Origin of the sequence: Pseudomonas shirazensis (assembly GCF_014268785.2) — a bacterium.
GTDB lineage: Bacteria > Pseudomonadota > Gammaproteobacteria > Pseudomonadales > Pseudomonadaceae > Aquipseudomonas > Aquipseudomonas shirazensis.
This window is the reverse complement of sequence record NZ_JABWRD020000003.1, coordinates 449,250-461,295: the sequence shown is the minus strand read 5'-3', so window position 1 is coordinate 461,295 and position 12,046 is coordinate 449,250. Positions and strand designations below refer to the sequence as shown.

Genomic DNA, 12,046 nt, shown 5'->3' with positions numbered 1-12,046 from the left:
AACCTATAACGACTCGCCTGATGCCCACGACGTTTCAAGAGATCCCCCGCGAACGCCCGGCCACTCCGCTGCTGGACCGCGCCGACACGCCCGCCGGCCTGCGCCGGCTGGCCGAAGCCGACCTGGAGAACCTGGCCGACGAGTTGCGCCAGGAGTTGCTCTATACCGTAGGCCAGACCGGCGGGCACTTTGGTGCCGGCCTCGGTGTGATCGAGCTGACCGTAGCCCTGCACTACGTGTTCGATACCCCCGATGATCGTCTGGTCTGGGACGTCGGCCATCAGGCCTATCCGCACAAGATCCTCACCGGCCGTCGCCAGCGCATGCTCAGCCTGCGCCAGAAGGACGGCATCGCCGCCTTCCCGCGTCGCGCCGAGAGCGAGTACGACACCTTTGGCGTCGGCCATTCCAGTACCTCGATCAGCGCTGCGCTGGGCATGGCCATCGCCGCCCGCCTGCAAAACAGCGCGCGCAAGTCGATTGCGGTGATCGGTGACGGCGCACTGACCGCCGGCATGGCCTTCGAGGCGTTGAACCACGCCCAGGAAGTCAACGCCGACATGCTGGTGATCCTCAACGACAACGACATGTCGATCTCGCGTAACGTCGGTGGCTTGTCCAACTACCTGGCCAAGATCCTCTCCAGCCGCACCTATGCGAGCATGCGCGAAGGCAGCAAGAAGGTCCTCTCGCGCCTGCCCGGCGCCTGGGAAATCGCCCGCCGTACCGAAGAGTACGCCAAGGGCATGCTGGTTCCTGGCACCCTGTTCGAAGAGCTAGGCTGGAACTACATCGGCCCGATCGATGGCCACGACCTGCCGACCCTGATCGCCACCTTGCGCAACATGCGTGACCTCAAGGGCCCGCAGTTCCTGCACGTGGTGACCAAGAAGGGCAAGGGTTTCGCCCCGGCCGAGGTCGACCCGATCGTCTATCACGCCATCACCAAGCTCGAACCCGCCGACAAGCCAGTGGTGCCGCAGCAAGCCAGCGGGCCGAAGTACTCGGCAGTGTTCGGCCAGTGGCTGTGCGACATGGCAGCTGCCGACCAGCGACTGGTGGGTATCACCCCGGCGATGAAAGAAGGCTCCGACCTGGTTGCGTTCAGCGAGCGTTACCCCGAGCGCTATTTCGACGTAGCTATCGCCGAACAGCACGCGGTGACGCTGGCTGCCGGTATGGCCTGTGAAAGCGCCAAGCCGGTGGTGGCGATCTACTCGACGTTCCTCCAGCGTGGCTACGATCAGCTGATTCACGACGTGGCCGTGCAAAACCTCGATGTGTTGTTCGCCATCGACCGCGCCGGCTTGGTTGGCGAAGACGGCCCGACCCACGCTGGCGCTTACGACCTGTCGTACCTGCGCTGCATCCCCGGCATGCTGGTGATGACCCCGAGCGACGAGAACGAGCTGCGCAAGATGCTCAGCACCGGCTACCGTTATAACGGCCCGGCTGCCGTGCGTTACCCACGCGGGACCGGCCCGAACACGCCGATCAGTGCCGACCTCGAGCCCATCGAGATCGGTAAAGGCGTGGTTCGCCGCCAGGGCAAAACCGTGGCCATGCTGGTGTTCGGCGTGCAACTGAGCGAAGCCCTGCAAGTGGCTGAAAAGCTCGATGCGAGCGTGGTCGACATGCGTTTCGTCAAACCACTGGACGAGGCCCTGGTGCTGGAACTGGCGGCCAACCACGAGCTGCTGGTGACCATCGAAGAAAACGCCATCATGGGCGGCGCTGGCGCTGCGGTTGGCGAATTCCTCAGCCGCGAAGCGGTGCTCAAGCAATTGCTGCACCTGGGGCTGCCAGATACCTACGTCGAGCACGCCAAACCTGCGCAGATGCTGGCTGAATGTGGGCTGGACGCGGCTGGCATCGAAGCTTCGGTGAGGGCCCGGATGACCAAGCTCGGCTTGTGATTGTTGGGGCCGCTTTGCGGCCCCAAGCGCCGTACGGAACCGTCATGAAACTCGCAACCCTGGCCACCCTCCTCTCCCTCCCCAGCACCCTGCTCGCCGCCGAACCCAGCCGCGATGACGCCCTGAAGCTGCCAGACGTACTGATCAGCGCCAGCCGCCAGGTCGAATCGCGCACCAGCACCGCCGCCGCCAATACCGTGTTCACCCGCAGCGACATCGACCGCCTGCAACCCTCCAGCGTGACTGATCTGCTGACCCGCGTGCCCGGGGTGCAGGCTGCCCCCACCGGCGGACGCGGCAGCCTGCCCGGGATATTCATCCGCGGCACCAAGGCCGCCCAGAGCCTGGTACTGGTCGACGGCGTGCGCATTGCCAATGCCACCTCCGGCGACAGCGGCCTACAGTTTCTCGACATCGATCAGATCGAGCGCATCGAAGTGCTGCGCGGCTCGCGTTCCGCGGTGTACGGCAGCGATGCCATCGGCGGAGTGATTCAGATCTTCACCCGGCGCAGCGGCGGCCCCGGCCTGCAGCCACGCCTGCGCGTTGCGGCCGGCAGCAACCAGACCTGGCAGCGCAGCCTGGGCTTGTCTGGCGGCAGCGACGCGACCCGCTTCAACCTCGGTGCCAGCCTCGACGAAACCGCCGGCATCGACTCGACCGGGCCGTCGCTGGCCAGCGATGGCGACCATGATGCCTACCGCAACCGTTCGCTCAACCTGAGCCTCAGCCACACGTTCAACGAGCGCTTCGAGGCGGGCCTGAACCTGCTCGACAGCCAAGGCCGCAGTGAATACGACAGCCCGTTCGGCCGTTATGACTTCGCCAGCGGCCAGACCTTCGGCCAGCAGCCCTACACCGACTTCAACGTCAGCAGCCTGGGCAGCTATTTCGATGCACAGCTGAGCGATGTTTGGCATTCGCGCCTTGAGCTGGCACACAGCGAGAACCGAGACGACAAACGCGACAAGTTCAGTAACGAGCGCTTTGTCTTCAATACCTACCGCGACCAACTGACCTGGCAGAACGACCTGACCCTGAGCGAGCAGCACGCGCTGCTGCTGGGTGGTGACTGGTATCAGGACCGCGTGCACGCCAACACCGAGTTGGATCAGGACAGCCGCTGGAACCGTGCCGCATTTGTGCAGCATCGCTATCAGGGTGAGCACTTCTCCAGCGAGCTTGGCGTGCGCCGTGATCAGAACCAGCAGTTCGGCGGCCAGACCACCTGGAGCGCCAGCCTGACGTTACCGGTCAATCAGGCCAACGATGTGCTGCTGTCATACAGCGAAGGCTTCCGTGCGCCGACCTTCAATGACCTGTATTACCCGTCGTTCAGCAATCCCGACCTCAAGCCTGAGCATTCCAACACCGTCGAGCTGCAGTGGCGCAGCCAGCTCGGCAGCGACAGCCAGCTGGAGGCGTCGCTGTACCGCACCGAATTGAGCGATGCGATCATCTTTGGCCAGGGCTCGATCCCGCGCAACGTTGCCAGCGCGCGGATCTACGGTGGCGAGCTCGCCCTCCGCCAGACGTGGGCTGAATGGCACAGCCTACTTGGCTTGGCCATGATCGACCCGCGTGACCGCGACAGCGGGCACACCCTAGCCCGCCGCGCGCGCCGCACGCTGAGCCTGGATCTGGACCGCCAGTTCGAGCGCTTCGGCGTGGGCGCCAGCTGGCAAGCCGTCAGCAGCAGCTTTGATGACGAAGCCAACCGCAACAGATTGGCCGGCTATGGCTTGCTCGGCCTGCGCAGTAGCTGGGCCGCGAGTGATGAACTGAAGCTGGAGCTTAAGCTGGATAACCTGTTCGACAAAGGCTACAGCCGCGCGCTATACAGCTACGACAACAGCGCCTACGCCTACCGCGAAGAAGGCCGCCGCTGGCTGTTCAGCGTGACCTGGACGCCGGCACTGTAGCGTCGAGCAAGGCGCACAGCTTGGCGGTAGCTTCAATCATCTGCCCGCTTGGGCGCTCCAAACCGTTGTCCGGCAGCACCAGCAGGTGACCGCCAGCCGTGGCCTTGAGCTGCGGCCAGGCCCGCCAGCTCGCCAGCTGGGCCTGGTCGCCCGCGACAATCACATCCGGGTTGCGCGCCAGCACCGCCTCCACACTCACCATCGGCGCCGGCTGCGGCAGGTCGGCGAACGCGTTGCGCGCGCCACATACACTCAGCGCATCGCTGACGATCTGCTTGCCGCCCAAGGTATACAGCGGCTTGTCCCAGACCTGATAGAACACCGTCAGCGGCTGCTCGCGATGGTAGCGTTGCCGCAGCTCTTGCAGGCGCTGGCGCAAGCCATCCGCGTAGCGCTGGCCCTGTTCGGCCCGACCGACACGGATGGCGATGGCTTCGATGTGGATGAGCAACTGCTCGAGCGTGGTCACTTCGCCATCGTAGCTGGCAATTCCCAGCCGGCGCAGTTGCTCGCGCTGAGCGGGGGCAACGGCGCCGGGCCACAACAGCAGCAAGTCCGGCCGCAGGCTGAGCAGGCGCTCCATGTCCAGCTGGCCCTGGCGACCCACCGACGACAGATGACGCAGCGCCGCTGGCCGCTCGCCGCCGTCGAGCACGCCCACCAGCAGGTCATCGGCGTGCAGTTCGAGCATGATTTCGCTCATCGACGGTGCCAGGCTGACCACCCGCAGTGGCTCGGCGGCAACGGTGCTGCCGAGCATCAGCAGCAGGCAGCAGAGCAGTCGCATCAACCCAGCTGACGCGGGATGCGATAGAGGTACAGGATCACCACGGTGGACAAAGCCAGCAGCACCTGGGGCACTGCCTCCAGCCCGACCAGCACCGACAGTGCGGCGACCCAGGCGGGGATGCAGGCGTACAGCATGGCCAGGCGGCGTACCCGCGCCAGCTCGATCCAGGCCGCGGGCTCTTCGACGCCGCCGAGCACCTTGCTGGTGTGGATCAACGCGCGCTTGTACGCGGCAAACCGCGCAAGGCTGAGAAACATGGTCGCGGCACCAGCAATGAACAACGGCATCGCCAGCACCGGGATCAGGCCGTCACCGCCGCCAAACGCCCAGGCCATGATCGGCAGCGGCAGCAAGCCCAGCGCCAGGTACTGCCACCAGGTCAGGGCCAACCGTCGCTTGACCTCGCTGCGGGTCACGCCTGTGGCACCTCGCCCTGGTGCTCGGTGCCCATCATGTGGCCGAGCTTGCCAGCCTTGGTCGCCAGGTAGTGGCTGTTGTGCGGGTTGTGACCGGTGTGCAGCGGCACGCGCTCGGCAACGTTGATGGCCATGGCGGTCAGCGCCTTGACCTTGCGCGGGTTGTTGGTCATCAGGCGCAGCGACTTCACGCCCAGGTGCTCGAGCATCGGCAGGCACATGGCATAGTCGCGCTGGTCGGCGGCAAAGCCCAGGCGCTCGTTGGCCTCGACCGTGTCGGCGCCGCCATCCTGCAGTTCGTAGGCGCGAATCTTGTTCAACAAGCCGATACCGCGGCCTTCCTGACGCAAATACAACAGCACGCCGCGGCCTTCGCGGGCAATCGCCTGCAGCGCAGCTTCAAGCTGCGAACCGCAGTCGCAACGCTGGCTGAACAGCGCATCCCCAGTCAAGCACTCGGAGTGCAGACGCCCGAGCACCGGCTCACCATCAGCGATATCACCCAGGCTGAGCACGACGTGCTCGCGGCCCGTGGCTTCGTCAAGAAAGCCATGCATGGTGAAGGTCGCAAAAGGAGTCGGAAGTTTCGAGGCGGCAACAAAGACGACGGGCACGTTGTGCTCCTGATTAGTAACTTGGAATTTCACGTGGGCCGATTGTATCAGCAGGCTGACGAGCGTGCGCACGGTGAATACCGTCAGTTAAGATCGAAAGGTTCGATGCTTAGCGAGGATATGCTCAGCGAGGCTGGCTGTCGGCAGTGAACGGATAGGGCTGCTTCCACTTCTTGAAGACCGCTTCCAGCTCGCCGCTGCGCACCAGTTGCTGCATGCGTTGGTCAAACAGCTCACTCAGCGCCTTGCCTTGCTCATTGCGAGCAAAGGCAAGATAGAGCGGCAATTCTGCTACATGAGTGCGGCGAAAGCTGTCCGGCTTGGGCGCCTGGGCCTGGACGTACTCGACTTCTGTGAGTGAATCGACATAGAAGTCGACCCGGTTATGCTCGAGCATCGGCAGAATCCCTTCGCGGCGCTGGATTTCCCTGAACTTATGCACATTCGGCAAGTAACTGCCGTAGTCGTAGCCGCGCACCCAGGCCAGGCGATAGTCGCCGATATTGGCGGGGATCGGCACTGGCTTGCTGGTCAGACCCAGCGCATAGATATGATCGACATCGAAGTGCCAGCGCGGGTAGAGGTTGTCGTCGCTCTCCTGCTTGTAGGAGCCAACCCAGGCATCCGCCTCGCCACGTTTGACCAGGCCAATGGCACGGCTGTAGGGCGCGCTCTGGATGGACACCTTGACCCCGGCGGGTTCGAACACCTGGCGCAACACGTCCCACGCCAGACCTGTGCCGTCGGCGTTGGTGTAGTCGAGCCAGTCTTCACTGACCAGATGGATCTGGCCCAACTGAGGCTTGTCGCTGGCGTTGGCAACAGCGCCGCCAAGCAGCATCAGCAACAGCAGCACCGCCGTCCGTAAACCCATCTGCCACTCCCGTATCAGGCGACTGCCCAGACCAGAACCTGCATGCTCAGCCAGGCGAAGACGCCGGCGAGGATATCGTCAAGCATGATCCCGAACCCGCCATGCACGTGTTTGTCGATCCAGCGAATCGGCCACGGCTTGAGGATGTCGAAGAAGCGGAACATGAGGAACCCGGCCAGCAACCACTGCCAGCCCTCCGGCACCAGCCAGAGGGTGATCCACATGCCGACCATTTCGTCCCAGACAATGCCTTCATGGTCGTGAACGCGCAAGTCGGTGGCGACCTTGCCGCACAGCCAGAAGCCGAACAGCATGGTCACGCCCAGCAGTAGCCAGTAGCCCCAGTCGGGCAACATCTGCCACAGCGGAATGAACGGCAGCGCTACCAGCGAGCCCCAGGTGCCGGGGGCCTTGGGCAAAGTGCCGGAACCGAAGCCAAAGGCGATGAAGTGCCACGGGTTGCGCCAGACCGAAGGCGGAACGAACTCCGCAGGCACCTGATTGGGGTGGTCGGTCACGGTGTCTCCCTAAAATGTTGATAGCCGCGTTGTCGCGGGGTGATGTCCTGGCCGTGTTCGTCGCGTAAAACCACGCCTTCGCCAGCCACTGCCCGGCCGATGACATGCACCGCCAGGCCAGCGTCACGCAACGCGGGCAGGTGCTGCGCGGGCAAGGTGAACACCAGGACATAATCGTCGCCACCGGTCAGCGCCGCCTGGCGGGCTGCCGCTGGCCCTGAAAAAGCCACTAGAGCAGGTGACACTGGCACCTGGGCCAGGTTCACCTCGAGCGCCAGCCGGGACGCCTTGGCGATATGGCCGCAGTCGGCCAACAAGCCATCGGAGATATCCAGCGCCGCGGTGGCCTTGCCGCGCAGAGCGCGGCCCAGGGCAAACTGCGGCGAAGGTGACCAGTACTGTGCCAGCAGCGGCGCACTGATCTCGGCCGCCGCTTCGCGCTCGCCCAGCACCAACGGCAAGGCGCCGGCGGCATTGCCCAGCTCGCCGCCCACACAGAGCAAGTCACCCACCTGCGCGCCCGAGCGCAGCAGGGCCTGCCCGGCCGGAACCCGGCCAAACACAGTCATGGTGATACTCAGTGGGCCGCGGGTGGTGTCGCCGCCAATCAGGCTCAGGCAGCAATGCCGCGCCATGCGATCGAGGCCTTCGGCATACGCCTTGAGCCACTGTTCGCTGACCTCGGGCAAGGTCAGCGCCAGGGTAAAGCCGACGGGCGTGGCGCCCATGGCTGCCAGGTCACTGGCTGCTACGGCCAGCGAGCGCTGGCCCAGTAGCGAGGGGTCGCAGGCGTGCGGAAAATGCACGCCGGCGACCAAGGTATCGGTAGACACTGCCAGCTGCGCGGCAGCCGGCAGGTCAAGCAGGGCACAGTCGTCGCCGATCCCCAACGCAACACCTGCGCCGCCCTGCGCACAGGGCGCGGCGGCGAAGTAATGACGGATCAGCTCGAACTCACCCATGGCTGGTCAGCGCCGTAATCAGCGCTTGAACGCCTTGACTTCCGCTTCACGGACCAGCGGCGCCAGCTTGTCGAGTACACCATTGACGAACTTGTGGCCGTCGGTGGCGCCGAAGATCTTGGCCAGCTCGACGCCTTCGTTGATCACGACCCGGTAAGGCACGTCAACGCGCATCAGGAACTCCCAGGTGGACAGGCGCAGAACCGCCAGTTCAACCGGGTCGAGCTCTTCCAGCGGGGTGTCCAGGCAAGGCTTGAGCGCGGCATCGATGTCGTCTTTCTTCGCCGGAACCCCGTGCAGGATCTCGCGGAAATAAGCGCCGTCGATGTCGGAGAAATCGTTGTCGACGCGGAACTGCGCCTCGATTTCGTTCAGCGATTGCTTGGCCATGTGCCACTGATACAGCGCCTGGGTCGCGAGCTTGCGTGCTTCGCGACGCTTGGCGCTTTTCGATGGTTTGCCAGCATCCGCAGGTTTTGGATCGCGCGGGTTGAAACGATCGCTTTCGTCGCTAATCACTTGGCCTCCAACTGCGCCAGCAGGCTGACCATTTCCAAGGCGGACAGGGCAGCTTCAGCGCCTTTGTTGCCGGCTTTGGTGCCGGAACGTTCGATGGCCTGCTCGATCGAGTCGACGGTCAGTACGCCGAACGCGACTGGCACACCGAACTCCATCGACACCTGGGCCAGGCCCTTGGTGCATTCGCCCGCAACGTATTCGAAGTGCGGAGTACCACCACGGATCACGGCGCCCAGGGCGATGATCGCGTCGTAAGCGCTTTGCTGGGCGACTTTCTGTGCAACCAGCGGGATTTCGAAGGCGCCAGGAGCACGGATGATGGTGATGTCGCTTTCGCTGACGCCATGGCGTACCAGCGCATCAACGGCACCGCTCACCAGGCTTTCGACGACGAAGCTGTTGAAACGGCCAACCACCAAAGCATAGCGACCTTTGGGGGCGATGAAGGTACCTTCGATGGTCTTCAGGGTCATTGCGGTGTTCTCATTTTAAAGAGCGAGGCCGCCCTAGGCGGCCTGCAGGAGGGTTTGGACACGAGCGCCAGGGCGATTGGCGCGCCTGTGTCACTCAGAGGGCACGTATTCTACAACTTCCAGATCGAATCCGGATATCGCATTGAACTTCATCGGCGAGCTCATCAGGCGCATCTTGCGCACACCGAGGTCACGCAGGATCTGCGAACCGGCGCCGACCGTGCTGTAGGTGCTCGGTGTCTTGACCTGGGTTTCGCCGGCGCTTTCGCGGATATGCGCCAGCACCACGTCGCCATCGAGCGGGTGACCGAGCAGCAGCACCACGCCGCTACCAGCCTCGGCCACGGCGCTCATGGCGGCGCGCAGGCTCCAGCGGCCGGGCTGTTTGACCATCAAAAGGTCGCGCAGCGGGTCCATGTTGTGCACTCGCACCAGGGTCGGTTCTTCGGCGCAGATCTTGCCCAGGGTCAGTGCCATGTGCACATCGCCTTCGACCGAATCACGGTAGGTGACGAGGTTGAACTGGCCCAGTTCGCTGTCCAGTGGCTGCTCGGTGACCCGCTGAACGGTACGTTCGTGGATCATGCGATAGTGGATCAGGTCGGCGATGGTGCCGATCTTCAGGCCGTGCTCGGCGGCGAACACTTCCAGCTCGGCGCGACGCGACATGGTGCCGTCGTCGTTCATTACTTCGCAGATCACCCCGCTCGGCTCGAACCCGGCCATGCGCGCCAGGTCACAGGCCGCTTCGGTGTGGCCGGCGCGGGCCAGGGTGCCGCCAGGCTGGGCCATCAGCGGGAAGATATGGCCAGGGCTGACGATATCGTCGGCCTTGGCATCCTTGGCTGCCGCGGCCTGCACGGTGCGCGCACGGTCGGCTGCGGAGATCCCGGTGGTGACGCCTTCGGCGGCTTCGATCGAGACGGTGAACTTGGTGCCGAAGCCCGAGCCATTGCGTGGCGCCATCAGCGGCAGCTTGAGGGTTTCGCAGCGCTCGCGGCTCATCGGCATGCAGATCAGGCCACGGGCGTGCTTGGCCATGAAGTTGATGTGCTCGGGCTGGCAGCACTCCGCGGCCATGATGATGTCGCCTTCGTTCTCGCGGTCTTCGTCATCCATGAGGATGACCATCTTGCCTTGGCGGATGTCTTCGACCAGCTCTTCAATACTGTTGAGCGCCACGCGGCACCCCCTTCTCGATCAGGATTTCAGGTAGCCGTTGGCGGCCAGGAAGCTTTCGGTGATGCTACTGCCCTTGCTCGGTTCAGCAGCCTTGTCACCCAGCAGCAGACGCTCCAGGTAACGGGCCAGCAGGTCGACCTCAAGGTTCACCCGACGCCCGCTGCGGTAGTCGGCCATGATGGTTTCGGACAGGGTATGCGGCACGATGGTCAGCTCGAATTCGGCGCCATCGACCTCATTGACCGTCAGGCTGGTGCCGTCGACGGTGATCGAGCCCTTGTGGGCAATGTACTTGGCCAGCTCCTTGGGTGCGCGCACGCGGAACTGGATCGCACGAGCGTTATCGCTGCGCGAGATGATTTCGCCGACGCCGTCGACATGGCCGCTGACCAGGTGACCGCCCAGGCGGGTGGTCGGGGTCAGGGCTTTTTCCAGGTTGACCGGGCTGCCGCTTTTCAAATCATTGAACGCGGTGCAGTCGAGGGTTTCGCGGCTGACGTCAGCCCAGAAGCCGTCGCCAGGCAGTTCCACCGCAGTCAGGCAGACGCCATTGACGGCAATGCTGTCGCCCAGTTTGACGTCACCCAGGTCGAGCTTGCCGGTCTGGACGTAGACGCGCACGTCGCCGCCCTTGGGGGTCAAGCTGCGGATGGTGCCGATCGATTCGATGATGCCGGTGAACATTGGGTTCTCCTCGGAAACTGGGCGGCGTTGGGCCAGCCGGGCATTATACGCCGGTGGCCGGCTGGGGGATGGCTGTGACTCGCCAGTCATCGCCCACCGCGCGCATTTCGGTGATTTTCAGTCGCGGCGCTTCGCTCATCTTCGCCAGCGGCCAGTCCAGCAGTGGCCGGGCCTGGGAGCCGAGGAAGGTGCCGGCGACAAATAATTGGTATTCGTCGATCAAACCGAGCTGGGCAAACGCGCCGACCAGGCCAGCGCCCGCCTCCAGCAGAATCTCGTTGACCCCGCGCGCCGCCAGGGCGCTGAGCAGGGCGGGCAGATCCACCCGGCCATCGGCGCCGGGCAACTGCAGCAGCTCATGGCCGGCCTCGGCGTAGCGTGGGTCAGCGGCAGCGCCGGTGACCACCAGTACCGGCCCGGCCTGGAACAAAGGCGCAGTCAGCGGCAGGCGCAGGCGGCTGTCGATCAGTACCCGCAGCGGTGGCCGCGACAAGGCCAGGGCGGTGGTATCAGGGTCCAGGCCCAGCTCGCCGCCGCGCACGGTCATCCGCGCATTGTCGGCCAGCACGCTGCTGGCGCTGGTCAGCACCACGCTGGAACGCGCGCGCAAGCGTTGCACCGCTGCACGGGCAGCCGGGCCGGTAATCCACTGGCTTTCACCACTGGCCATGGCGGTGCGCCCGTCCAGGCTCATCGCCAGCTTGGCGCGGACGAACGGCAGGCCATGCTCCATGCGCTTCAGGAAGCCGGGATTGAGCGCGCGCGCTTCTTGCTCGAGCACGCCACTGGCAACTTCGATACCGGCCTCAGCCAGGCGCCGCAGGCCTTGCCCGGCAACTTGCGGGTTAGGGTCCTGCATGGCTGCGACCACCCGGGATACGCCCGCGTTGACCAGCGCTTCGGCACACGGCGGGGTGCGCCCGTGGTGGCTGCACGGTTCAAGGGTGACATAGGCGCAGGCGCCCTCGGCGCGCTCGCCGGCTTGGCGCAGGGCATGCACTTCGGCGTGCGGCTCGCCGGCGCGCACATGCCAGCCCTCGCCGACCACCTCGCCATCACGCACGATGACGCAGCCAACGCGCGGATTGGGATGGGTGCTGTACTGGCCTTTGCGGGCCAGTTGCACGGCCAGGGCCATGTAGTGGGCGTCGAGAATTGCGGTCGGGCTGGGCATGC

13 protein-coding genes are annotated in these 12,046 nt (G+C 64.7%); 2 read left to right on the top strand and 11 right to left on the bottom strand.

Annotated elements, in window-relative coordinates:
- The first annotated feature begins 20 nt into the window (after positions 1 to 20).
- Positions 21 to 1,916, top strand: coding sequence for a 1-deoxy-D-xylulose-5-phosphate synthase (dxs, locus tag HU736_RS18115; protein WP_186701536.1), 1,896 nt, complete (start codon positions 21 to 23; stop codon positions 1,914 to 1,916).
- 44 nt (positions 1,917 to 1,960) lie between these two features.
- Positions 1,961 to 3,838: a TonB-dependent receptor domain-containing protein gene (locus tag HU736_RS18110; RefSeq protein WP_186701535.1), complete on the top strand. Its 1,878-nt coding sequence runs from the start codon at positions 1,961 to 1,963 to the stop codon at positions 3,836 to 3,838.
- Here the strand turns inward: HU736_RS18110 and HU736_RS18105 are convergent.
- The 11 genes from HU736_RS18105 to ribD form a co-directional block, all read right to left on the bottom strand.
- Positions 3,810 to 4,625 carry a cobalamin-binding protein gene (locus HU736_RS18105; protein ID WP_186701534.1) on the bottom strand — a complete coding sequence of 272 codons (816 nt, stop codon included), beginning with the start codon at positions 4,623 to 4,625 and terminating at the stop codon, positions 3,810 to 3,812. The two genes, HU736_RS18110 and HU736_RS18105, sit on opposite strands and share 29 nt — an antisense overlap.
- Positions 4,625 to 5,044: an MFS transporter gene (locus tag HU736_RS18100; RefSeq protein ID WP_103435134.1), complete on the bottom strand. Its 420-nt coding sequence runs from the start codon at positions 5,042 to 5,044 to the stop codon at positions 4,625 to 4,627. The genes HU736_RS18105 and HU736_RS18100 overlap by 1 nt, the downstream gene beginning before the upstream one ends.
- Positions 5,041 to 5,658 (bottom strand): GTP cyclohydrolase II, encoded by a 618-nt coding sequence (gene ribA, locus HU736_RS18095; RefSeq protein WP_103435135.1) that lies wholly within the window; start codon positions 5,656 to 5,658, stop codon positions 5,041 to 5,043. The genes HU736_RS18100 and ribA overlap by 4 nt, the downstream gene beginning before the upstream one ends.
- A gap of 124 nt (positions 5,659 to 5,782) precedes the next feature.
- Complete coding sequence (locus HU736_RS18090; protein WP_186701533.1) at positions 5,783 to 6,532, bottom strand: substrate-binding periplasmic protein; 750 nt, start codon at positions 6,530 to 6,532, stop codon at positions 5,783 to 5,785.
- A 14-nt stretch (positions 6,533 to 6,546) separates the two neighbouring features.
- The gene (locus HU736_RS18085) at positions 6,547 to 7,050 is read right to left on the bottom strand and encodes a phosphatidylglycerophosphatase A family protein (protein WP_103435137.1); all 504 of its coding nucleotides are present in this window, start codon (positions 7,048 to 7,050) and stop codon (positions 6,547 to 6,549) included.
- Positions 7,047 to 8,012, bottom strand: a complete 966-nt coding sequence (thiL, locus tag HU736_RS18080) for a thiamine-phosphate kinase (RefSeq protein WP_103435138.1) — start codon at positions 8,010 to 8,012, stop codon at positions 7,047 to 7,049. Before thiL ends, HU736_RS18085 begins: the two co-directional genes overlap by 4 nt.
- An 18-nt stretch (positions 8,013 to 8,030) precedes the next feature.
- Positions 8,031 to 8,531 carry a transcription antitermination factor NusB gene (nusB, locus tag HU736_RS18075; RefSeq protein ID WP_186701532.1) on the bottom strand — a complete coding sequence of 167 codons (501 nt, stop codon included), beginning with the start codon at positions 8,529 to 8,531 and terminating at the stop codon, positions 8,031 to 8,033.
- Entirely contained in the window at positions 8,528 to 9,004 is a 477-nt protein-coding gene (gene ribH / locus HU736_RS18070) for a 6,7-dimethyl-8-ribityllumazine synthase (RefSeq protein ID WP_186701531.1), read from the bottom strand. The genes nusB and ribH overlap by 4 nt, the downstream gene beginning before the upstream one ends.
- A gap of 90 nt (positions 9,005 to 9,094) precedes the next feature.
- The gene (gene ribBA, locus HU736_RS18065; protein WP_101322307.1) at positions 9,095 to 10,186 is read right to left on the bottom strand and encodes a bifunctional 3,4-dihydroxy-2-butanone-4-phosphate synthase/GTP cyclohydrolase II; all 1,092 of its coding nucleotides are present in this window, start codon (positions 10,184 to 10,186) and stop codon (positions 9,095 to 9,097) included.
- An 18-nt stretch (positions 10,187 to 10,204) separates the two neighbouring features.
- A complete protein-coding gene (locus tag HU736_RS18060; RefSeq protein ID WP_103435139.1) occupies positions 10,205 to 10,870 on the bottom strand; it encodes a riboflavin synthase in 666 nt (221 codons plus the stop codon).
- Between the two features lie 43 nt (positions 10,871 to 10,913).
- Positions 10,914 to 12,044, bottom strand: coding sequence for a bifunctional diaminohydroxyphosphoribosylaminopyrimidine deaminase/5-amino-6-(5-phosphoribosylamino)uracil reductase RibD (gene ribD / locus HU736_RS18055; protein ID WP_103435140.1), 1,131 nt, complete (start codon positions 12,042 to 12,044; stop codon positions 10,914 to 10,916).
- Positions 12,045 to 12,046 lie beyond the last annotated feature (2 nt).